This window comes from Paenibacillus sedimenti (assembly GCF_014534655.1).
Taxonomy (GTDB): domain Bacteria; phylum Bacillota; class Bacilli; order Paenibacillales; family NBRC-103111; genus Paenibacillus_E; species Paenibacillus_E sedimenti.
The window spans coordinates 123,154-146,735 of record NZ_JACVVD010000009.1; the positions used below are offsets into that span (position 1 = coordinate 123,154).

At 49.5% G+C, this 23,582-nt stretch carries 16 protein-coding genes; 3 read left to right on the plus strand and 13 right to left on the minus strand.

The genetic code is table 11. The features are described from left to right. Positions 1-50 precede the first annotated feature (50 nt). From ICC18_RS22755 to ICC18_RS22815, 13 genes are all read right to left on the minus strand, one after another. Complete coding sequence (locus ICC18_RS22755; protein WP_262495891.1) at positions 51-779, minus strand: carbohydrate ABC transporter permease; 729 nt, start codon at positions 777-779, stop codon at positions 51-53. A gap of 194 nt (positions 780-973) precedes the next feature. Continuing rightward, positions 974-1,945, minus strand: a complete 972-nt coding sequence (locus tag ICC18_RS22760) for an ABC transporter permease (protein WP_188176750.1) — start codon at positions 1,943-1,945, stop codon at positions 974-976. 198 nt (positions 1,946-2,143) lie between these two features. Then, positions 2,144-3,799, minus strand: coding sequence for an MGH1-like glycoside hydrolase domain-containing protein (locus ICC18_RS22765; protein WP_188176751.1), 1,656 nt, complete (start codon positions 3,797-3,799; stop codon positions 2,144-2,146). A 102-nt stretch (positions 3,800-3,901) separates the two neighbouring features. Beyond that, positions 3,902-5,242 carry an ABC transporter substrate-binding protein gene (locus tag ICC18_RS22770; protein WP_188176752.1) on the minus strand — a complete coding sequence of 447 codons (1,341 nt, stop codon included), beginning with the start codon at positions 5,240-5,242 and terminating at the stop codon, positions 3,902-3,904. A gap of 29 nt (positions 5,243-5,271) precedes the next feature. Then, the gene (locus tag ICC18_RS22775; protein WP_188176753.1) at positions 5,272-6,111 is read right to left on the minus strand and encodes a carbohydrate ABC transporter permease; all 840 of its coding nucleotides are present in this window, start codon (positions 6,109-6,111) and stop codon (positions 5,272-5,274) included. Then, positions 6,108-7,034 (minus strand): carbohydrate ABC transporter permease, encoded by a 927-nt coding sequence (locus ICC18_RS22780; protein WP_188176754.1) that lies wholly within the window; start codon positions 7,032-7,034, stop codon positions 6,108-6,110. The genes ICC18_RS22775 and ICC18_RS22780 overlap by 4 nt, the downstream gene beginning before the upstream one ends. Positions 7,035-7,121: 87 nt before the next feature. Continuing rightward, on the minus strand, positions 7,122-8,468 hold the full coding sequence (locus tag ICC18_RS22785) for a response regulator transcription factor (RefSeq protein WP_188176755.1): 1,347 nt from the start codon (positions 8,466-8,468) through the stop codon (positions 7,122-7,124). Beyond that, complete coding sequence (locus ICC18_RS22790; protein ID WP_188176915.1) at positions 8,461-10,263, minus strand: sensor histidine kinase; 1,803 nt, start codon at positions 10,261-10,263, stop codon at positions 8,461-8,463. The genes ICC18_RS22785 and ICC18_RS22790 overlap by 8 nt, the downstream gene beginning before the upstream one ends. A gap of 155 nt (positions 10,264-10,418) precedes the next feature. Further along, entirely contained in the window at positions 10,419-10,721 is a 303-nt protein-coding gene (locus ICC18_RS22795) for a hypothetical protein (protein WP_188176916.1), read from the minus strand. 86 nt (positions 10,722-10,807) lie between these two features. Then, on the minus strand, positions 10,808-12,547 hold the full coding sequence (locus tag ICC18_RS22800) for an AAA family ATPase (protein WP_188176756.1): 1,740 nt from the start codon (positions 12,545-12,547) through the stop codon (positions 10,808-10,810). A 180-nt stretch (positions 12,548-12,727) separates the two neighbouring features. Beyond that, a complete protein-coding gene (locus tag ICC18_RS22805; RefSeq protein WP_188176757.1) occupies positions 12,728-14,557 on the minus strand; it encodes a cache domain-containing sensor histidine kinase in 1,830 nt (609 codons plus the stop codon). A gap of 39 nt (positions 14,558-14,596) precedes the next feature. Next, positions 14,597-16,099, minus strand: coding sequence for an extracellular solute-binding protein (locus tag ICC18_RS22810; protein WP_188176758.1), 1,503 nt, complete (start codon positions 16,097-16,099; stop codon positions 14,597-14,599). Positions 16,100-16,133: 34 nt separating this feature from the next. Continuing rightward, entirely contained in the window at positions 16,134-17,237 is a 1,104-nt protein-coding gene (locus ICC18_RS22815) for an SGNH/GDSL hydrolase family protein (protein WP_312029589.1), read from the minus strand. A gap of 446 nt (positions 17,238-17,683) precedes the next feature. Here ICC18_RS22815 and ICC18_RS22820 point away from each other — a divergent pair, with 446 nt between their 5' ends. From ICC18_RS22820 to ICC18_RS22830, 3 genes are read left to right on the plus strand one after another with little or no spacing between them, the layout of a single operon-like run. Beyond that, the gene (locus ICC18_RS22820; RefSeq protein ID WP_223192791.1) at positions 17,684-19,282 is read left to right on the plus strand and encodes an FAD-dependent oxidoreductase; all 1,599 of its coding nucleotides are present in this window, start codon (positions 17,684-17,686) and stop codon (positions 19,280-19,282) included. A 24-nt stretch (positions 19,283-19,306) separates the two neighbouring features. Next, on the plus strand, positions 19,307-20,365 hold the full coding sequence (locus ICC18_RS22825; RefSeq protein WP_188176759.1) for a Gfo/Idh/MocA family protein: 1,059 nt from the start codon (positions 19,307-19,309) through the stop codon (positions 20,363-20,365). 13 nt (positions 20,366-20,378) lie between these two features. Next, complete coding sequence (locus ICC18_RS22830) at positions 20,379-23,558, plus strand: hypothetical protein (protein WP_188176760.1); 3,180 nt, start codon at positions 20,379-20,381, stop codon at positions 23,556-23,558. Positions 23,559-23,582: the final 24 nt, after the last annotated feature.

A 23,582-nucleotide genomic window follows, 5' to 3' on the forward strand; every position in this document is an offset into this window, starting at 1 on the left:
ATACTAAACTATCCACTCGGACAGGTTTAGTCAAGCAAAAATGGATTTCCTTAACCCTTAACGGCTCCAACCAAAAGGCCTTTGACAAAATATTTTTGAAGGAACGGATACAGCAGTACAATAGGCCCGATGGTTACGACTGTCGTAGCCAGTCTGGTTGTATAGGTCGGTGTGACATAGTTCGGCAAACTGATTTGGGCCGCGAGTTGATTGGCGAATTCAGCATTGCTCTGGATCCGGATGATCAAGTATTGCAGTGGAAACAAATCTACGTCAGATATGAAGAGCAGTGCCTCAAACCATTTGTTCCAGAAAGCCAAAGCATAAAATAAACCAACAGTCGCAATGGCCGGCAGCGCTATGGGCAGGATAATCCGGAATAAGATATATACATCGTTCGCCCCGTCCATTTTGGCGGATTCAGCCAGCGATTCGTCAATCGATTTGAAAAAGTTTCGCATTAAAAACATATTAAAAGGACTGACCAACGCGGGTATGATGAGGACCCAGATCGAATTTTGCATATCCAAGTATTTGGAGATCAAGATGTAAGTCGAAACTAATCCTCCATGAAACAGCAAGGTGAAATATACGTAAAAATTGACGGCGTTGCGATATTTGACTGTTTTAAGGGATAGCGGATAAGCCAGCGCACAGGTGACTAGCATGGCAAGCACTGTGCCTACTACAGTTACGAAAACTGTAACGCCATAAGCTTTATAAATGGTTGCATCTTGGAAAATGAGCTTGTAGGCTTCCAGCGTAAATTCGTTTGGCAATATGGAGTACCCATCCCGAAGAATCGCAGATTCCGAAGAAAAAGAGCCGCTGATGACCGATATGAAGGGCACGAGACAATAAATGGAAAACAAAGTTAAACATATATAGATGATGATCTTTAATAGTCGGTCTCCAAAACTTTCTCTAATGACCATGGGTTGCACCTGCCTTATACATCAATTTATAAGTATTTTTAAAAGAGAGCTGAATCCGGGCTTAACTTGCGGGTAATCTGATTGACGGTTACAACCAAAATAAATCCAACCACCGATTGAAAGAACCCTACCGCAGCGGCCATACTTATATCCCCTAAATCAAACAGCGCTCTAAATACATACGTGTCAATAACATCGGTTGTAGGGTAAAGACTGACATTCCGTCCTACAATCGCATAGATCATTCCGAAGTCTCCATAGAATATGCCGCCCAAAGCCAGCAAAAGTAAAAGGATCACTGTCGTTTTCAGAAGAGGAAGAGTAATGAACCGAATCTTGTCCCAACGGCTTGCACCGTCGATCGAGGCCGATTCGTAGATGTCAGGATTGATGCCGGCGATCGTTGCCAGATAAATAATGGAGCCGAAGCCCGCACCATGCCAAATCTTCAGCATCACTAGAATGAAAGGCCAATATTCAGGTTCACTGAAAAAAGGAATGGGCTCGATGCCGAGCGTACCTAGCAATTTGTTGACCATCCCGCTCTCGGTGGAAAGAAGCGGTACTACGAACAAGGCGACAACCGTCCAAGAAAGAAAATTCGGCAGCGTCACAAGCGTTTGATTCAACTTCTTGAAGCCTTTTCCGTTAATTTCGGAAAACATGATCGCAATGGCAACGGATACAATTGTGCCGAAACCGATAAATAATACGTTCAGTAATAACGTGTTAAAAATGACATGAAGCGTATCTTTGGATTCGATGAAAAACCGGAAGTTTTTCAACCCGACAAACTCGCTGCCGGTAATCCCTTTTGCAGGATTAAAGTCTTGAAAAGCGATGACGATACCGCCCATCGGGAGATATGCGAATATAAATATGACTGCGATCCCGGGAAGCATCATCAAATACAACAAAGAATTTTTTCTGATTTCGTCCATAAAAGAAGCAGATTTTCTCTTCTGCTTTACTCTTATGTCATTGGTCTGTATAGCTAAACTTTTGTCCATTGTATGGCCTCCTCCTTATCTCCTCTTCCTATACGTAAATAGTATCATGGTCTGAAAGTCTCATGAATGATGCAACTTTAAGTTTGATATGCGGTGTTTTTAAGAACTATGTAAGAAGATTTGGGGAGTCGCAGATGAATGATCAACGAAAAATAATCCCGAGCACTTGTTTGTGCCCGGGATTTCTTTCCCTTCCGTCTACCGATAAGTTGGCGCGATAATACCCAGATCAGCGGCACGCACTTCCATCTCAAGACCGTCCGCGATATCGATGATCTCATTCCCTTTTACTGATACACGCAATTCGCACCCTTCATAGGAGACAATTCCTTCTACTGTTCGAACACTCATGCCGATGATCGACTTCAGATTACCTTGACGGTTAGTCACGGCTCTTAAGCCGTTAGGAAATTGAAGAATTTTCCGATCGTTGCGATAAACCACGGATTCTTCCAACGTATTAACCAGCTCATATGTGACTCCATCCACGATACGGCTGTATGCTGTTCCATTCGCAATCTCTTCCCCGTGATCAACAGCATATGGCAGCAGTCCTGTAAACCAGAGCTCGTCTTCCGGTCTAGGCATGATTCCGCTCAGCCTTTCTACATAATCCAGCATACACAAAATTGCCGGGGAGTAAGCCTCTGTAAAGCCTTCCTCGCCTGTCCATGGACTCACCGCTTGGGAAAATCGTGTCATTTTATGAAATACAGCCATTAACGGATAGAAGACATAGGTTAGTTCGACAAACCGCCCATGATGCTCAAAAGCATGCGGTGCACGGATCAGGCTAAGGAAATTAGAAGCCCCTGCCCAGCTGTTATAACTGGAAAAAGGGTCAAACCTCGGATCATCCATTGCGATCGACGTAAAAGGATACTTGGCGAAGAACTTCCGCGTATTCAACAAATACTTGCGCAGAGCTTGATCAAAGAACGCTCGATCCCCCACTTCGCAAGCAAGCACGCGCAGCAGGACATCCGATTGTACGCAAACATGCTCATCATTCTTATCGAGATCATAGAAGAATTGATCCGTCTCATCGAAACAATACTGGAACAAGCTGTCCAAGCTCTGCTCAGCCTTTTCCCGCCATGGAGCGCCGCTCTCCGCCAATTCTTCCGCAATTCTCGCCAGATAGAGGCGTTGACAATATACATTGGCCGTTAAGTCAGGCGCAACGAAAGGCAGAATCGGCGAATCCGGATTGCAAATTCTCGCGTCGTTCCCATGCGGCGTATCCGGCACGTGCCAAAAGCGCGGTGACAAGTCGTGCCCCGTATCAAACGTGCAAAAGGCTTCTACCCCATTCGTTCCGCGCGTATTGCGATAGGTAAGCAGCCACTCGTCATAACGTTGCATAGCCTTATACATTTTCCTCAAAAACGACTTATCCCGGCCATTCATCTGATAGTGATTCCATACGCTTCTAGCGAGAGGCGTCACCAATTGAATTTGCCTGTAAGAAGGCCCTGCCTCGGTCAGCTTATAAGGCATTAAACCATCCTCACGCTGATAATCGGCAAACAATTCATAGGTAGATTGGGACACTGACGGTATAAAACGCGATAATAATTCAGCGTTAATCGTCCCCGTGCTCTCCAACCAGCACCCTAGATAAATGCCCCCTTCATGCAAAATGGGCTTGTCTCCACCTGTCGGTACAACACTATCCAGCAGCTTACGCAGCGCCTTGTAATACACGCCTTCAAATTTATCGGATGATGCCGCAAATTTCACTCCGGATTGCATCCATTCTGCGAGAACCGGGCCGTCCGATGCTTTGTTCAAGGTGCCGATCCGTTCCTCCGTTCGAATGGCGCGCAGCTTGCTAAGCAAAGCTTCTCTCATTGATCCGCCTCTTCTCCTTCGTTTTGATTCATCGTTATGCCGTCCGTATGATGAGAAATAGACTGCCATTGGCAGCCTATTTCTCCCGGCAAGCGGCTTTCGTTATTTGTTATTGTTGAAGATTTTAACCGTTCCGGCATAAAAGTCCTCAACGCCCTTTTTCACATCTTTTTTGCCGAATCCGATCTCCTGCACCGTCGTTTCTATCAATTTGGTATATTCAGTAAAGCCAGGCGGATTATAACTGATCGCAAACGGCTCTTTCACCGTCGCTGCCGATACACGGCTCGTGTAATCGTAGATGACCTGCTCGACGGGACTCGCATCCTTTTTGAGAAGATCCCGCATTTTGGACGTTACGGGAACGCCACGGTCATTGCCAAGAATTTTCGCCGCATCCGGATCATTGATCCAATAGTTCATAAGCTTCGCAACTTCCTTCGGATGCTTCGTTTTCGCATAACCGGATAACCCTTGACTCGATTCGAAAACAACACCGGTCCCTTTTGGACCACGAGGCAATTGAACAAGTTCCAGTTTGTCTTGGATCAGATTCTGATGAGCGCCCAATTGATTGGAAGCGAGCAAGCTCATAGCCACTTTGCCTGTGACGACGAGCGATTTGCTCGTATCAGACGGTGGATTGGAAACTTGCAGGGCCGGTGTTACCACACCGCCCGCTTTGGTCATTTTATCCCACAAGGCGAACCATTCTTCAGCATCTTTCTGTTCAAAGCCAAGCTTGGCGTTATCCATATCGTAGAGCTGCTTGCCTCTTTGTTTCATATAAATATCCATGCCATCGACCGTGAAATTGTACGTTCCGAAAACATCTTTACCCAGCTTAACCGTAATTTCTTTGCTGATTCGCCCATAATCCTCCCAAGACCAGCCGTCTTGCGGAACAGGAATGCCTGCTTTTTTGAACAACTCCGTATTGACGACGATACCGCGCGCATTAGCTCCGGCGGAGATGTGAAGCAGCTTCCCTTTGAGCGTGCCGTATTGGATCATCGATTTGTCCATGTCGCTTAAATCCAGCTCTTTACCCACATAAGAATCCAGTTCAAGCAACACGTTCTTACTCGCGTAGTCGACTACGTTACCTCCAAGGAAAAACACATCAGGCGCTGTACCGGAAGCCAACTGAGTATTCAGCTTATCGAAATAACCGGAGCTTGGCGCAAATTCACCGACGATCTTGATATTCGGATTTTTCTCCTCGAACTTGCGAAGCGCCTCATTGGTGCGATCCGCACGTTTTTGGTCGCCCCACCACATTAATCTGAGCTCTACCGGTTCCGCCTTGGATGCTTCCTTCGCAGTGCCTGTAGCGGCTGCGTTTGTTGTACTGCTTCCGCTTCCAGTCCCGGTGCCCGAAGAGCAGGCTGTAGTAACAGCCATCAATAAGGCCATCGTTGATATGGCAAAACGCTTTTTCATATGAATTCCCCCTTAATGATTTTTTCGGGTTATTTAAGACCCGTGGTCGCAATGCCCTCTAGAAAGTATTTCTGAAAAGAAAGGAAAATCGTCATAATCGGAACTAGCGAAAGTACGGACATGGCGAGCAGCGCCCCCCAATCGGATTCCCCGGATGGATCGAATAAAGAGCGAATGCCGAGCTGGACAGTAAACAGCTTAATGTTGTTGAGATAGATCATTTGAGAGAAAAAGTCGTCCCATGTCCAGATGAACGTGAAGATGGCGGTTGTAATTAATGCTGGAACCAGAAGCGGCATGATGATACGAAAATAAATCTGACCTTGCCCGCAGCCGTCGATCGTTGCGCTTTCATCCAATTCCTTCGGTATTCCCCGGATAAACTGGACCATGAGCAGGATAAAGAACGAATCGTGTGCCAGCCATTTGGGGACGATGAGCGGTAAATACGTGTTAATCCATTCAAACTTGTTATAAATAATGTATTGGGGAACCAGCGTTACATGGTACGGAAGCATGATGGTGACCAGCATAAGGCTGAACCAGAACTTTTTGAATCGAAAATCCAACCGTGCAAACGCATAGGCGGCAAAGGAGCAAGTCACGATGTTTCCCAGCACGGAAAGTATCGAAATTTGAGCGGAATTCAGGAAAAACCGGCCAAATGATGTGCCCTGCAGCCCTTTCCAACCGTTGATATAATGATCAAACGTTACTTTCCTAGGCCAAAAGCTCGTATCCGAGAAAATCAACTGGTTCGGCTTAAAGGAACTGCTAAGCAGCCATAAGACGGGATAGAGCATCAACAAACCAAAGGCGATAATCAACAGATGCTTCAGCAGCTTGGTAAAGTTTGGGTTTATGGTCATCCGGTCACCCCCTCCTCATCCTTCCCGTCTCCATAGAAAACCCAATACTTGGATGTAACGAACACGATGGCTGTTAACGCCCCGATCACGACCAGCATGATCCAGGCAAGCGCTGAGGCATAGCCCATATCAAAGAAAGAAAACCCTTTCAGATACAAATACAAGGTGTAAAATAAGGTCGAGTTCACCGGTCCTCCGCGTCCGTCGCCGATTACAAAACCGGGTGTAAACACTTGGAACGAGTTAATAATGCTCATCACGAGGTTGAAGAAAATAACCGGAGATAACAGCGGAAGCGTAATTTGAAAAAACTGCCGTACTTTCCCTGCTCCATCCACTTGCGAAGCTTCATATAGATCAGCCGGCACCTGCTTCAGTCCTGCGAGAAAGATGACCATTGCCGAACCAAACTGCCAAACGGACAGTGTAATGATCGTGGACAAAATATAATCCGGATGAGCCACCCAAGCAGGCCCCTGAATGCCGAACCAACTCAACGCTTGATTGAATAAACCGTCACCATCAAATATTTTCCTCCATACGATGGCAATGGCAACGCTGCCTCCAAGCAGGGATGGGATGTAATACACGGTCCGGTAAACGCCAAGCGCACGAATCCCTTTATTTAGCGCCATTGCCACCAATAGAGCGAAAATAAGTCTTAGCGGCACTGATAATAAGGCAAATTGAAAGGTTAATCCCATCGAGTGATAAAAGGAATCGTCTTCCTGAAATATTTGCACATAATTGTCCAGTCCCAACCATCTGGGAGTATTCAATAAATTGAATTTCGTTAAAGATAAATACAACGAACCCAGCATAGGTCCGAGCGTCAAGCAGAAAAAACCGATTAGCCAAGGCATTAAAAACAGATAGGCCGTGCGATTTTGCCGCGAAAGGGCGGTTTTACCTAAAGATGACATATGAGCGCCCTCCTCCTTTGTGCTCTTAACGATGATGATTCATCGCTCGTAAGATCATAATAAGGATTCGCTGCGCTCCTTTGAATGCTATTTTTTCGGCTCTTGATTATCAAATTTTTCAGGTTCTTTACGCAAACGGTATTCCGAAGGCGGCATTCCATACAGACGTTTAAACTTTGAGCTGAAATAACTGGCATTCGTGAAGCCGGTCAGTTCAGCGATATCCCATAGGCTGAGCATCGTTTCTTCAAGCAACTGAACTGCCTTCGCCATACGTACATCGGTGATATACTGAATGAACGTCTTACCGGCTTTGGCCTTGAACATTTCAGAGAAATACGAAGAATTATAATTAAAGCGTTCGGCAAGCATCGTCAAATTAATATCGTACATATAGTTATCATGGATGTATTGCTCAGCTGCTTGTATGATCGATTGCTCCGCTTCCGCAGGGTTATTTTCCGAACCACGGACAATTTTATGTGCCAGCTTGTACAGAAATTGCTGTGCTTTAGCTGTATGCATGTCATGCGGAGCCTTATTGCCCTTCATATTCCATTCCAAAAGCGAAGACAGATATCCGTCTTTCCACTGTCTTAGACCCGTAACCGACTTACCGATTGCGATGCTCGGTTGGAATCCCAAATGTTCGGTGACCGCGATGCGGAGCGTATCGACGAAGACGTTCAGGTCCTCATCGGATATCGCAGTGATAAAGTGAATGAAACCCGAATAATTCGCATCACGGAATGCTTGAACCTGCTGCGGCGAGGACTCTGCAACTTCCCTGCAAACCATTTCTAAGGGAAGCCGCATTTTGTGCGGCGAGCGCTCTTCTTGCCCACCGGCACCTGTGCGGTCTATGAGACCTGCCGTAACGAAACGAACATGCCGTTCCTCCCAAGTGTCAAACTGAAACAATTTCGCCCTTTCCCTGATCATTGTTTCCCGTTCCAGTTCTTCATTGACAAGATGCACGATAAAATGCTCTTTCATTTCCTTATAATATTGCGAGAGGCGCCATTGCATCATGGCTTGCTGATCCCGCTTATTTCGCTGCTCGTTAAGCTCACGGACGACCTTGAGCAAAGCTTCTCTCAGCTCGTCTTGCGTTACAGGTTTTAGCAAGTAGTCCTTGGCCTGATGACGAATAGCCGCCTTGGCATATTGAAAATCCTCATAGCCAGTGATCACAATCAATCGTAATGAAGGATGCAGTTCATGACAAATTTCCAAAAATGATACGCCATTCATCACTGGCATATTCATGTCAGTAATGACAATATCAACCGGATGATTAGCAAGCCATTCTATAGCATCGGCGCCATTTCCCGCCTCACCTGCGATGGACAATCCCAGGCCTGACCAGTCGACCTTGAGCCTGAGACCTTGCCGAATTTCGGGTTCATCATCGACAATGAGTACGCTATACATCTGTCATTCCTCCTTGTATCGGCAACATGAGTTCTATACAGGTTCCTTGCTGCAACGTTGAATCGATCTTAAATGCAAACAATGCCCCATAGTAGAGTTGGCATCTGGCTAGAACATTGCGTAATCCGATCTGCTGCGATCTGCTATTCAAAATTTGCTCAAATTGAGAAGCTAACGATTCTGCTTGCAACTGTTGCGACAATTCCTTCGGGATCCCGGGACCGTTATCCGCAACAGTGAGGATGAGCCGATTGTGATCTTGCCGTACCCGAATGATCACTTTGGCTTCAGCTTGTTCCCTGAAGCTGTACTTCACGGCATTTTCGATTAATGGCTGTAAAATAAATTTAGGAATGACGCTTTGACGCAATGTTTCGTCTTCCTGGAAGGTAATATGAAGCCGGTCGGCGAAGCGGATTTGCAAAATAGACACATAATGGCGGACATAGATCATTTCCTCTTCCAACGTTATCAAGTCATTGCTGATTTTCAATGAGAAGCGCATCATTTTCCCAAGAGATTCAATTACTCTCACCGTGTCCTGTATGCGATGCTGCATCGCCAGACTGCTTAGCAATTCTAGCGTGTTAAATAGAAAATGAGGATTAATTTGCATCAACAACGACTTATATTCCGCTTGCTGCCTCAGCAGCTTGAGCTCAAATTCCGTTTTGATATGCTGTCTCAGACGACTCACCATGTTGCGGAACGTCGCCGTTACGTAGCCGACTTCATTACGAACCTTATCCTCATTAGTTATCCGATTCTCTGCGCCGTCAAAATCACCAATTTGCACATAACGCATCGCGGATGCCAGTCGCGAGAGCGGTCTGGAGATCCCGTGCGAGAGCCAGATCGCAGCGGCAATTGCAGCAACGAGCAATAACGCTACGAATATCAGCATGCTCGCTCGAAGTTTGTATAGCTTGCCATACAAATCAGCTTCGGGCACAATGCCAACCAGCAGCCAATTGTTTAGCTTCAGCTTTTTATAGACAAGAATGTCTCTAGCGCCCTGGTTATTCTTTAAATAGACAACACCGTTCTGAAGCCGGTTATCGCGGATCGCCCCCATTTGCTTCGCAGCCTCCGGGTGGGAGGCATATTCGTGTTGACCTAAGATCGGGTTTCCCTCTCCATCCAATAAGAAAATAGTGCCTTTTTCTCCAAGATGAATCCGATTCAACGGTTCTAAAAAGAATGCGGATCTGACATTGATTTTCATCATATTTTTGGACTGCGAGGGCTCGAATGTGCCGATAGGAAGAAGTAAACTCAGCACGTCAAACGGTTTCGAGCGCAGAACCTCGACCGGGTCTTGATGTGCGGAGACCCATTCGTTGCCCCTCGTTATGAAATGATCATACCACTGCTCGCTCTTGAACGATGAATCGTTCATGATCTGGTTATCGGCTGAGATCCACATCCCCTCTTGCCGATAAACCGTTATCGACGATACAATCGAATAATTATTCGTCGTCTGTGTCAAAAACTGGCTTAAATCAATGTTAGCCAACATCTTCTCGCCAGCGGGCAAACCTGGATCGGAAAGTGCCGTAGCCCAACTTTTTGTAGTATGGCTATTGAACACAATAGAGGAAACATCGTAGATTTGCGCAAGCGCCATATTGACGAACGATCCGTACTCGTCCATCTTTTCGTACGCTGACGACTCTATGTAGGAGCGAATAATAGAGCGGGATTCCGTAAAAAAAAGATACGACATCGTCCCGAACGATACGAACAGCAAAACCGCGAAAAAAACGATCAATCGGTTTTTGAGCGAGTAGAACATCATAAGTCTCCCCTCTGTCTGCTATACGGTTGTTTAGTTAATTACATCCATATAACGCCCAGGGATGGGATTTGTCAACGTCGAAGCCTGGCTTTACCTCAATCCAGTGCGAATGTTAACCAACAAAACAAAAAAAGCCTTGAGCAACAAGGCTTCTAATACTTTTCAAGTCTTAGATTCATATCCAAATGTCCGCCATCATAAAGGTCTAAGCGCCAGTTATTGCATCGCATGATGCTTCCAGGCGGATATTCGAATTCGCATTCTTTGATGAACGAGAACCCCAGTTTTCGACAAATAGCGTTAGACACCGGGTGCCGGGCGAGGATCTGATCCTCAGTCTCCGGACCTCCAAGGTGTTCCATCATTTCCGGAGCATTCATACGACGTAGTAATTCAAGGTCGCCTTCTGCCCAATGCTCAATCCGGACCTGTCGTGCATTCAATCGCTTAGACATCTTTCTCACTCCAAATCTTAAGGTCACTTCTAAAAAAACGTCTCTATCGCAAACGACGCGAACAGAGACGTTTTCTTTGGTCAACATTATTCTTCATCCTTCATAGAATGGTCTTCATCATCATCATCAGCCGACTCCGCAGAAGCCGTCTCGGCTATCGTATCACGTGACGCCCCTTGACTGATCCTTGGCGGCTCCGGCCGGCTGCGGCCATATAACCGTAAATAGATTTGCTCGATCTCTTCGCCGGTCAAATCGCCCTGTTTCAGCAATTCTTCCGCTATGGCGTGAACAAATTCGGCATATTCCAGTACCAGCTTCTTCACATTGACCATCTGGTCCTTCAGCAGCTCATTGATCTTTGGACGGAGTGCCCTCAGCGCACCGTCCCGAGAGCCTACAGAAAGCCAACTGAACAGCTCATCGCCCATACCGACCATTCCTAGGTAGGCACCTGCTAAATCGGTGGCTTGCTGCAGGTCGGAGGTGACACCGTTTAATTTTTTACCTAAAAATTCTTCTTCCACCGCCCTTGCAGCGAGGCAGACTTGGATCTCGGCCAAAATCTCACTGTCACTCCGGTTATACCGCTCTTGCGTCGGCTTGGTAGCAGCAAGACCTAGCGCACCGCCCCGGCGGATGATCGTAACCTTCCATACCCTTTCGTGCGGCTTCAGCAGGAACTGGGCCACCGCATGACCCGCCTCATGGTAGGCGACATTCCGCTTCTCGTCATCTCTCATGGAACGGAGCGGCTGCTTAAGTCCCCACTCATAGGTCTCCATCGCGGCTCTGAAGTCCTCGTAGCCGGCGACTTGAGCCCCCCGCTGATGGGCAATCACGACCGATTCGTTGACGATGTGCTTGATCTGCGCCGGGCTGTATCCGAACGTATCAAGCGCCGCCCGTTCAGGGGTAAGTGAAGCGTCCTTTTTCACCTTTTGCAGGTAGTATTGGAAGACATCGACCCTTCCATCGTAATCGGGGGTATCCACCCAGAGCTGCCTGTCGAAGCGGCCGGGCCTGAGCAGTGCGGGATCGAGAACATCAGGTAAGTTCGTCGCTGCAACGGTCAGCACCGCCGGGCGTTCCGCCTTTTTGCGGCGCAACCCGAGTGAACGGAGAAACCTGGCAAACCAAGAGCCGTCGATGTTCGGCGGGTCCATCTGCAAAAGCAGCTCGTTGAGCAAGCCGCTCCCGCCGCCCATTCCAAACATCATACCTCCTGCTCCTCCGGATTGGCGCCTCATACCGATGGCATCGATCTCATCGATGAAGATGATGCATGCGCCGTAAACTTTGGCAAGCTTTCGGGCCTTCTTATAGAGGCCCATCACCTTCAGGTTGCCGACGCCAAAGAACATGTTCTGAAAGCTAGGCGCCGAGGCATAGGCAAAGGGAACCTGAGCTTCGTTCGCGATCACCTGGGCCAAATAAGACTTACCGGTCCCTGGAGGCCCACAGAGCAGGAACCCCCTGATGGCCTCGCCTCCCATTTCCTTGAACTCCTTGACTCCCTTGAGCAGAGTGACGATCCGCTTCGCATTCTCAACAATTTCGGGGTTTCCCCGGTAATCGTCCCAGCTGGCGCCCGTCTCTCCGGGTAGAATCCAGTAAGTCCGGCCTCTGGCAAGAAACCAAAAAAGAGCTACAAACTGGATAATAACGAACATGATAGCGAAGAGCAGTTGCATCATAATGCTGAGAATACTCAACGCGATCCCCCACGCTGTCGGCCCTCCTGCCCACAACAGCACACCAATGATGACGAGGGCTGCGAGCCACAGAAGAAACTTACGCCACTTGATCCACCTGTATCTCCTCATGGCTACACTTCCTTTATTGACAGTTTCGATAATTCTATTATTCAAAAATAAAGTCGTCAATAAATTTTTATCAGTATTTTCAAAAAACTATTACTACTTATTGGATATATAATCATTTTAGTTGGCGGGCACTTAATTAAAGCAGATTTCTGTCGAGTTTGCCAAAGCCAGTACTGCCAATCAGCTTGCCTGTTCCTCTAAAGGTGACGCGCACTGTTCTAGCGGCAGCAGGAGCGTGATCCGGGTGCCTGCGCTGCCGCCGCTCTCGAAGCGAAACTCTGATTCTTTGCCGTAATACATTTTCATACGGGTAATTACATTACGCAGGCCAAATAAGTCCCTTCCCTTTTTCCGGTCCGTTGAAGTGCCTTCCGTCGCCAGCCGTGACGCTTCCTCAAGTTCGCTGCGGATATAAGCGAGCCTTTCATTGTCCACCCCTGCTCCGTTGTCGCAAACTTCGAGCACAAGCCGGTTACCGGCCAAATAAGCGGCAATGAAAAGCTCCCCGCCACGGCTTTGCTTTTCCAGGCCATGAAGTACGGCATTTTCCACAAGCGGCTGTAAAAGGAGCTTCAGCACATGGTACGGCTTGCTTTCCTCGGCAATATCGTACCGAACGCTAAAATGATCCAAAAACCGCAGCTGCTGCACTTTAATATAATATTTCAAATGCTCGATCGTATCCCCGACCGAAAACGTCTCATTCCCCTTGTTCAGGCTAAGCCGGAAAAACCTCGACAGATTGAGCACCATTTCACTGATTTCGTCCGCCTCGTAGTTTTTGGCTGTCCAATAGATGGAATCCAGTGTGTTATAGAGGAAATGAGGGTTAATTTGCGACTGCAAAAATTTAAGTTCCATTTTGGACAATAAAAGCTGTTTCTCATAGTGGTCACGAATAAGAATCTTCTGGTTTTCGGCCATCCGGTTGAACGATTCGATGACGTAGCCCAGTTCGTCGACACGCGTATCTGCCAGTTGGATGGAGAAATTACCGGTGCGGAGCTGCTTCATCCCATATGCCAGCTTTCTCAAGGGGGCTGATATCCCCTTATAGACGATCCAGGACATCCAGACCGCCAGCATGAGGCTGACGGTAATAATCCCATAAGTGAACACCTTTAAGGAGTCGGTATGGCTGCGGATCTCCTGCAGCGGTTGCTCCATCATGAGCGACCACCCGGAATATGTCGACTTCACGCTGATCGTAACCATTTCTACGCTGGTTTCCGGCGACTTGCGGATCGTTTTAACCGCCTCTCTTTTGCCCCAAACAAGCGAATTTACGCTCGCTCCCGTACTGGTGATCGGGTTTCCGTCACTACCGAAAAGATAGATGTTCGCATTTTTAGAAGGAAGCAGCGGTTTCGCCAGCTCGATGAGGGCGCTTTTTTTGACGGAAAGCACTAGTAAGTTCGGGTTGATTATCGTCCTGTTATAGGGGTCCATCGTCCTTATCAGGTGAACGCTGTCCGCATCAAAGTACGATTCGCCTGCCTGAGGCGTAAAAAAAACAGTACCCCCGCCCGCATCCATTAAACGCTGGTACCATTCCTGCTTCTCCGCGCCTTCGGGCAGCTTACGTCCGCCGAGCTTAGTGGAAATGACGGTACGCGACGGCATATGGATGATGGAAATTTGGTCCACCATCAGATTGACCGTCGATATGTTCGTGATCTGATCCATGACCTGCGCGAAGTGAACAAACGACTGCTTAGCAGGCTCCTGCCCAACGGACTGCAGCTTGGCGTTAACGTTCATATCGAAAGCGATCAATGAGGAAAGCTGTTCGATGTTCTGCAGCGTCAGGTCGATGTAATCAGCCATCGTATGGAGGGCTCCTTGCGTACGTTCCCCCGTTTGCTGTTCCAAAACCGTCTGCGATTTAGCGATGGCAAAAAGGCTAAGGCCGGCAAGCGGAAGCAGGATCAACAAAAAATACCATGTCAAGCGAACCTGGATATATCCGGCCAGCAATTTACGCACCTTGGGCAGGAATTCTTTTATCATAATCGATGGTCCCTCCATTCGTACCCTATCGCTTTTCGGCTACTTACGGGTTTCCCGCCACCATTCATTCACTTCACCGGTTATTTCATCGCCGCCGGAATCCTTCCATTTCTTTACGAATGAATCAAACTCCTCGATGGGGCTTACCCCCGCGACAATCCGGGTAAATGTTTCTTCCTGAAGCTTGGACAGCTTGACTTGATGCTTGCCCATTGCGGCTGTCGGAGGCCCGTTAAACCGATTCTCCATCAAGTTGCTTTCGATTAGCTGCAGGTTCTCGTATAGACGGAACTGTTCGCCTAGCCCCACCAACCGATCCCGGGTCATGTTCCGCTCCACGGTATCGGCCAGCGACCCGTAAATCCCCCTATATCCGTGCTTGATATGTTCTTCCAACCGGATGGTAAGTTTTCCGCCCGATCGGATCCACACTTCATTTTCAAAACCGAGCTTCAGGTCTTGTTGACCGGGCCCTGCGATAAAATCAAGAAATTTGACGACGGCCGCCGCATTCTGGCTCTTTAAGGGCACGACATTGTACGAACGGACTTTGGAAGTACTGTAGACCCCGTGTTTGCTGCTTGGGCCTATTGGGAAATTAAGCGGGATCCACACCGCATTCGGATCGTTTTTACGGTTCGCCGCAATATGGGTACGCGTGTCGGACCAAGCTGCAGAGTAAAGGCCGACACGACCGTCCGCAATCTTTTCGCCAAGCACGTCAATTTTATTGAGGGGGAATTCCGGATCCAGTATATCCCGGTCGTACAAGCTGCGCAAGTAGACAAGTGCTGCTTTCATCTCCGGGAGGATGCCGGAATACATCAGCTTACCGTCACGCTCATACCAAGCGTTCATTTGCGTGCCGAAGGCTCCGAGAAAAGGCGACGTTCTCCCGAGACGTTCCATGATCGAGAGGCCGTAGGTATCCTTCCTTCCGTTTCCGTCCGGGTCCCTTTCCGCAAAAGCCCTCATCACCTCCGTATACTCCTCAATGGTTCGGGGCGGTCCAAGTCCGAGCTTGTCCAGCCAGTCTTTTCGGGCGTAAATGATCTCCGTTCCATTGACCTCGTTCAAACTTGGAATGGCGTAGATGTTACCGTCGACCGTCACGTTATCCCAGGCTTCTTTCGGAATTTTGGCTCTCAGGTTGGCTCCGTACTCTTCGATGTATCCGTTAAGAGGCGTAAGCGCCTTTTGGTTCACATAGTTCATAAACCAGGACGGGCTGCTCGTGTTAAGCAGGTCGGGAGGCTCCCCCGACGTCATAATGACATTCAGCTTTTCATCGTACCCGTTCAGCGGAGGGAGAGTCACGTTTACCTGAACGCCGGTGTTTTTCTCGATATAGTTCAGGTACGGGTTGTTGTTCTCATCCATATTTTCCGGAAAGCCCATGCCCAGACTATTCACCACGATGCGGATTGCCTCATTTTTAGCAGCTGAAGAATCCACTTCTATATTCTTTTCCCCTGCGGGGAGGCTGCAGCCGGCGGCCGTGAAGCATACGAGCAAGGCGAAAGCAGTCTTTCTTTTTAACATACATCCACCATCCCGGATAAAATGATTTTGGCATTCAACTGGACAAAATTTGTTTCAGAACCGGCGTCAGCCCATCAGCCATACGCAAAAAGCCCAGGTCGGTCGGGTGCGAGCCGTCAACCGTACATTCGAATGCATCTTCACCCAGCAGTTTAGAGCCGTCGCAAAAAAAGATGTTATCATCGCCTAGTTCGCGCCGCTGATCTACAGTCTGGATCTGGATTTGTTTGCGGTCGGCCCGGTCCTGCGCCATTTGCGCATCAAATTTTTCTTTGGCATGCGTGATGCGGGAGATCACAAGAATCGGTATCAGAGGATGTTTTTCCCGGTAGATGGAGATGAAATCGGGCAGCGTTGCCCTCAGCAGTTCCGTGGAAACGCAATTTGCCTCATAGTCGAGAACCAGGCACGCCGGGTCCGGGATTCCAGCAAGAATATGAGCAAGCTCCGGTTCTCCTTTGCCGTTGCCGGAAAAGCCCAGATTGAGAAACTCCATATGGATGCGGCGTGAGAGTATGTTCGTGTAGCACATGCCTGGACGGGAAGCACAGCCACCTTGGGTGATAGAGGTGCCGTAGACGACAATTTTTTTACTGCTTTCATAAGCTGGCGGAGGGGCTATATGCGCTCCCCGATCCAAGCCGATCATCACTTCCTCTACACCCTGGTAGAGAGGGAAGTTCAGTGTAATAATCCGGTATTCACTTTCCATATTCGCAAAAATAACGCTTTCATATTCAGTTAGTTTGTGATCGTAAATGGTTGTGTCGTAATAAACCTGTTCTCCCGGCCCCCCGATATAGCAGTCAAACCCGCACTGCCCAGTAGCAGGCATATGGTACATGTTGGCAGCCCCCGACAATTTCACTTTAATGGACAGCGAAGCGCTATCCGTTGCAAAGCGGATTTGCCCGCCAGCCGTGCAGTCTGCCAATTTGTCGACCGCATCCGGGACCATCCAGCCCGGCTTTGCCGGGAGCCGGCGGTAACGCCCTTCTTCTTGCAGCCAGCCGAAACCTGCAACATGGAACGGCTGCCCGAGCGGTGTAAACCAAATGAAATCACTGTCGCCGGATTGTTGAATCCGCATATTCGCGTCCAATTGAATAGCGTTAACAGGATGTTGTTTATTCGTCACGACATGCCCTCCTTCAGAGTCAATATCATAATTTAAAAGCTATAACATAAAGACTAAAAGTCACTGAAAAATCGGGTTAGTCACCTGTGATTTCATCCACCCTGTTTGTCCTGCGATTTTCGGATGATGATTTATTGCCTGAACTACTCGACTTACGCCCTTCATTCACATACAAACGAACCCTGTCCGGACAACGAACGAAGTTCGCTATTAACGCACAAGTAGACGCAATTTTCATTGCGAAATTCACTCCTGCATTCACTTGCTTAATAACGATATTCTTCGCCCCTGGCACAAGCAATCCCTTTTTTCCCCACAGTCATTGGTTATTAAAGTACCAAAAGAAGTCATGGTCCTCCGCTGCGTCCACGTTACCGCTGTAATACAATGGGGATAGCCTGTAAAAACCCGCAGGTGATGAGGAAAAAATGAAGGGGATGAATTCGTTGGCAGATAGGGAGCGCAAACGCAACTTACAAGAATACCATGCCGATATCGCTGTTATCGGCGGTGGAACCGGCGGCTGCGCCGCCGCACTTGCCGCCGCCAAATCGGGCAAGACGGTGATCATGACCGAGGAAACGGATTGGATCGGCGGACAGTTAACGAGCCAGGCCGTCCCGCCGGATGAACACCCGTGGATCGAGCAGTTCGGCTGTACCCGCACATACAGGCAATTCCGGGACAGTGTGCGTGATTATTACCGGCGCCATTTTCCATTAACCGCGGAGGCGCAGTCCCGATTTCATCTGAATCCCGGAAATGGCGGCGTTTCACGGTTGTGCCATGAACCGCGTGCTGCATTGGCTGTGTTACGGGATATGCTGGCTCCTTATGTTCACAGCGGGAGGCTGCGCATCCTTACCCGCCATCGTGCGGAATCGGCTTCCGTGGATGGCGATAACGTCCGCTCGGTTATGATACGCAATTTAATTACCGGAGAAATCTCGGAGCTATCGGCCGCCTACTTCCTTGATGCAACTGAATGCGGAGATGTCCTGCCGCTCGCAGGCGTGGAATATGTGACCGGAGCTGAGTCTGTGAGCCAGACCGGGGAGCCCCATGCCGTGGAAGGCGACCCTCTTCCGCAGGATATGCAGGGTTTTACTTACTGTTTTGCAATGGATTATATCGAAGGAGAAAACCATACCATTGAGCGGCCGGAGCGTTATGACTTCTGGCGGCAATATAAAGCCGACTTTTGGCCCGATCGGCTGCTGAGCTGGTCCGGCGTCCGGCCTTCTACGCTGGAGACTGTCAGTTACGAGCTTTTTGAAGGGACGGAAAAGTATTCCCTGTTCTACTATCGCCGCATCATCGACAGCAGCAATTTCCAAGGAGGCTTTTATCCCGGAAGCATTACGCTCGTCAACTGGCCGCAAAACGACTACTGGCTCGGTTCGGTAATCGACGTATCCGCCGAGGAAAGAGAGCGAAACCTGTGGGATGCGAAGCAGCTCAGCCTCTCCCTGCTCTACTGGCTGCAGACGGAATCGCCCCGGCCTGACGGCGGTACAGGCTATCCCGGGCTTCGCTTGCGTAAAGACGTTGTCGGCACCGATGACGGGCTGGCCATGGCGCCATACATACGGGAATCACGCCGGATCAAAGCCGAGTTCACCGTATTGGAGCAGCATGTCAGCACCGCCTGCAGGCCAGATGGCAAAGCGGAAACATTCGACGACTCCGTAGGCATCGGCTGCTACCGGATTGACCTGCATCCGAGCACGGGCAACCGTCATTATATCGATATTTCTTCCCTGCCGTTCCAGATTCCACTGGGCAGTCTGATTCCTATCCGGATGAACAACCTGCTGCCGGCGTGCAAAAATCTGGGAGTCACACACATCACTAACGGCTGCTATCGGCTCCATCCGGTCGAGTGGAACATTGGCGAGGCAGCTGGTTTTCTGGCAAGCCGCTGTATAGACCGTGGGCTGTTACCCCGCGAGGTACGAAACAAAGAACCTGAGCTCCGCGACTTTCAGCGTATGCTGATGAGCTATGGGATCGAAATCGCTTGGCCTGCCATTCATTCTGTATAAAATTCCCATAGATGAGGTGTAACCATGAGCAAAATACGCGTGGCGGTCATCGGAGCCGGTTCCATTTCCGAAATGCATTTGAAATCATATCAAAACAACACGGATGTGGAGCTTTACGCCATTTGCGACCTTAACGAGACGCGGGCGGGCGCAAAGGCCGATAAATACGGGATCAGTCGTGTTTTCACGGATTACAAGGAGCTGCTGGCCGATCCGGATCTCGATGCAGTAAGCATCTGTACGTGGAACAACAGCCATGCTCCAATCTCCATCGCCGCCTTGGAAGCAGGCAAGCACGTCCTCACCGAAAAGCCGCTTTGCAAAACGGTGAACGAAGCGCTGGCCGTTGAAGAAGCGGTCCGACGTTCCGGCAAAACGCTTCAGGTCGGCTTCGTCCGCCGGTATTCGTCTAACACAGCCATTGTCAAATCATTCCTCGAAAACGGTGAGCTCGGCGACATCTATTACGCCAAAGCTTCGTGCATCCGTCGTCTCGGTAACCCGGGCGGCTGGTTTTCAGATGTTGAACGTTCCGGCGGCGGACCTCTGATCGATGTAGGCGTCCACGTGATCGATCTTTGCTGGTACTTGATGGGCAGGCCGAAGGTGAAGTCGGTTTCCGGCAACGCCTACAACAAGCTCGGCAACCGCGCAAATGTGAAAAACCTCGCCTTCTATAAGGCAGCCGATTATGACGCCACTCATAATACCGTCGAGGATATGGCGAACGCGCTAATCCGTTTTGAGAACGGCGCTTCCATACTCGTTGACGTTAGCTTTACGCTCCATGCGAAGGAAGACGAGCTTACTGTGAAGCTGTTCGGCACGAAAGGCGGCGCCGAATTGGAGCCCCAGCTGTCCATCGTCACGGAAAAATACGACACCATTCTGAACATGACACCGCAGATCAACAATCTTTCATTCGATTTTGTCGCCGGTTTTCAAGATGAGATCAATTACTTTATTGAGGTATGCCAAGGAAAAAAAGAAACCCTCTCTCCTGTGCAGGACGGCGTTGAAATGATGAAAATTCTATGCGGCATCTATGAATCCAGCGAAAAAGGAGAAGAAATCCAATTCTAAGGAGTGAATATCGTTGAAAAGAACGAAATGGTTCCGATTCACCATGCTTCTGACGATGATCGTTTCCCTTTGGCCCATGACCGCGTTTGCTGCGGAAGCCGGTTCAGGCTCCACCTCCTCTGCCGCCGCACCGACCGCCGCCGACTACATTGAAGTGGAAGCCGCTCCTATAGACATTACTATTGAAATCGAAGGTCCCCGTAAGCAGATTAATTATGTCGATAAAGATGTAAGCGGAATTACGGATTATTTGGCCTTATTCACAACGGAGTACGCACCGCAGATTACGGTTGGCAAAACATCTGTCGGCGTTGTCGTCGACTCCATGGGCCAGGTGACTCGGGTGGTGAACCCTTCCGTGAACGGCGGGGTGCCAGTCTGGACGGGACCTACCGACCTCATCGTCCCTCAAGGCGGCTACATCATGGTCGCGAACGACGATAGCTGGGCTAACAAAACCTACAAGCAATATCTCGCGAAAAACTTCAAGGTCGGAGATAAAATCAAGCTGCGAAAAAACGGCGATGTAATCCCGGTCACGGAATTAATGACGGGACAAGGCCTCAGAGCCCGGCTCAAACTGAACAACGACGAGTGGTTTACGGTAACCGCGCCGAACGCAACTATCTCCGGCAAGTTGGAAAACCTGGAGCAGGGTGTTCCTTATGAGGTCAGCGTGAATCAAACCGGCGTAACCTTGCAGCCGGACGGCACGTTCCAGCTCGGGATCGGGCTCGCGGAAGGTGTCAATTACCTCGACGTCGTTGCCGCTAAGAACGGCACGGAACATGACCGTAAGACGCTTGTCGTGTTTTATAAGAAACAAACCGGCACCGCAAAGGAAGTCATCCTCTGGGTCGATCAAGGGACGAATATTTTCAAACTGCAGACGCCTGAGAACGTCCGGGATATGCTGATCAAGGCGAAAGACGCCGGCGTCACCGCCATCGCACTGGATGTCAAGGGCGTAGAAGGCTTCGCCAATTACAAAAAGAACGACTTGACCGGTCGCCCGCACATTTCACAAATGACTGCACCGACCCGTGCCGGCGCCAATCCGAATCTCGACATGCTGGAGGAGTTCGTCAAATACGGGCACCAGCTTGGCATCAAGATTCACGCCGCATTCAACGTCTTTGCCGAAGGCTCGCCGGCCCACAACGAGTACGGGCTGCTGAACCAGCATCTGGACTGGGAAGAGCATGTGTACCGTCCCGAGGATGGCGGCCAGATTTTGCGTCTGCGTGAAAGCAATTACTTTAAAACGGGCAGATCCCTAGTCGCTTTTGTTAACCCTGCCAATGATGCTGTAAGAGAATTCGAGCTGAAGAACATGGAAGAAGTCATCAAAAACTACGATGTCGACAGCGTCGTGCTTGACCGGACCCGCTATGATAACGAAACGGCAGACTTCAGCCCGCTGACCCGCGCCAAGTTCGAGGCATTTCTCGCCGGCAAAGGAAAACAGCTCACGAACTGGCCGGCAGACGTTTTCACCTATGTCAACGGCGTTCGTCAATTCGGTCCCCTCATCAATGACTGGTGGGAGTTCCGCTCGCTGACGATCAAGACATTTACGGATGAAGTCCGCGCTCTTACCGACCGGTATACTACGCTTAAGGGCAAGAAAATCCAATCCTCCGCCTATGTCGGCTCCTGGTTTGAGACGTACTATCTGAACGGGGTTCATTGGGGAAGCCCGAATTTCAAGTACGACAGCAGACTGAAATTTCCGGCGGAAAGCTTGTACACAGACGCATACGCACAAACCGGTTATACGGGTAACATCGATTTTCTTATGATCGGCACCTACCAGACGACGCAAAAAGAAATCGAACGCCACATTACGCTCGGCAACATCGTAACGAACGGCGAAGTACCGATGTACGCAAGCATCGCGCTGGCCAACATTCAGGATCCCCCGCTTCAGCGCTCGGTATTCCAGGCAGGCCTGTCACAATCGAACGGCCTGATGCTCTTTGACTATTCGCAGGTCAATTGGCCGGTCGTAAAAGCTTCGATCCAGAATGTTGAATATGTGAAGGATTATCAAGTGGGAGCTAGCGTGCCGGGCAATCCGGAAGGTTTCCTTGAAGGCGATCTTTACAACGTCAGCCGTAACGAGAATAATCTGAACGTCTATACGAATGCGTTCGGTCAGACGACAGCCACCTCTACTTTCGGTGTCGAAGCGGTCGTCGACGGGACAGGTAAAGTCACCAAAGTCGTCAACCAGCAGCAAGCGCTGACCTGGAACTGGACGAATATATCCCCTAACAACAGCATCATTCCGCAGGGCGGATTCGTCATCTCCGCATTGGATGCATCCGGCGTGCGGACGAGGCGACAGCTGGTCGCCAGAACGTACAAGGTCGGCGATGACGTAAGATCGGCCGTGCTAAGAGGCCATCTAGCCTACGCCAACATGAGCACACCGCTGAAGAACCTCGACATCCATGGCAATGTGGAAGTGCTTGGGCCGGGTTCGGCAGAAGTGCGCGTCAACGGCGTTCCTGCTTCGCTTGCCGGCAGCGGGAATTTCAGCGGAAAGGCTGCGCTGGAGCTTGGCAGCAACTCAGTCACGATCTCCGTATATGTGGACGGCCGCAAAACGAATGAAAAAACCGTAACGATCGCGCGAACGGCGCCCGTCATCACAGGCATTGAGCTGGATGCCGCCGCATACCGTCTTGTGGCTGGCGATGCACACGCATCTGTCACGACAGCCGTCTACTCGGACGAATCCAGATCCGTCGTAACCGGCGCTCAGTTCAGTTCCAGCAATCCGGAAGTTGCAGCAGTCGGCGCTGACGGTACTATTACCGCCATGAAGGCCGGAACAGCCGAAATCACCGCTATTTTTGAAGGGAAAATAGCCAAATCAATCGTCACCGTCGTCGAGCTGACAGGTTTTTCATTTGAAGAAACGAAGATTAGCTTAGTCCAAGGTGAAACCTATACGGCACCGCTTAAAGCGACCTACTCGGATGGTATAACGGAGGTTATCACTCAAGGCCCGGCTTACCTTTCTTCGCACGATAGTGTGGCTGCCGTTGCAGCTGATGGAACGATCTCAGCCTTAAAACCAGGCAGCGCAACGATTACCGCTTCCTACCGCGGTACACAGTCGGAAATCATGATCAAAGTATTCAACAATCATAAAGAGAAGAATGAAGCCATGGAGAATGAATAAAGGTTGAATCGGCGCGAGTCACAA

Coding starts and splice junctions, on each gene's coding strand:
- ICC18_RS22760 (WP_188176750.1), bottom strand. CDS start 1,945: ATGGACAAAAGTTTAGCTATACAGACCAATGACATAAGAGTAAAGCAG.
- ICC18_RS22765 (WP_188176751.1), bottom strand. CDS start 3,799: ATGAGAGAAGCTTTGCTTAGCAAGCTGCGCGCCATTCGAACGGAGGAA.
- ICC18_RS22770 (WP_188176752.1), bottom strand. CDS start 5,242: ATGAAAAAGCGTTTTGCCATATCAACGATGGCCTTATTGATGGCTGTT.
- ICC18_RS22775 (WP_188176753.1), bottom strand. CDS start 6,111: ATGACCATAAACCCAAACTTTACCAAGCTGCTGAAGCATCTGTTGATT.
- ICC18_RS22780 (WP_188176754.1), bottom strand. CDS start 7,034: ATGTCATCTTTAGGTAAAACCGCCCTTTCGCGGCAAAATCGCACGGCC.
- ICC18_RS22785 (WP_188176755.1), bottom strand. CDS start 8,468: ATGTATAGCGTACTCATTGTCGATGATGAACCCGAAATTCGGCAAGGT.
- ICC18_RS22790 (WP_188176915.1), bottom strand. CDS start 10,263: ATGTTCTACTCGCTCAAAAACCGATTGATCGTTTTTTTCGCGGTTTTG.
- ICC18_RS22795 (WP_188176916.1), bottom strand. CDS start 10,721: ATGTCTAAGCGATTGAATGCACGACAGGTCCGGATTGAGCATTGGGCA.
- ICC18_RS22800 (WP_188176756.1), bottom strand. CDS start 12,547: ATGAGGAGATACAGGTGGATCAAGTGGCGTAAGTTTCTTCTGTGGCTC.
- ICC18_RS22805 (WP_188176757.1), bottom strand. CDS start 14,557: ATGATAAAAGAATTCCTGCCCAAGGTGCGTAAATTGCTGGCCGGATAT.
- ICC18_RS22810 (WP_188176758.1), bottom strand. CDS start 16,099: ATGTTAAAAAGAAAGACTGCTTTCGCCTTGCTCGTATGCTTCACGGCC.
- ICC18_RS22825 (WP_188176759.1), top strand. CDS start 19,307: ATGAGCAAAATACGCGTGGCGGTCATCGGAGCCGGTTCCATTTCCGAA.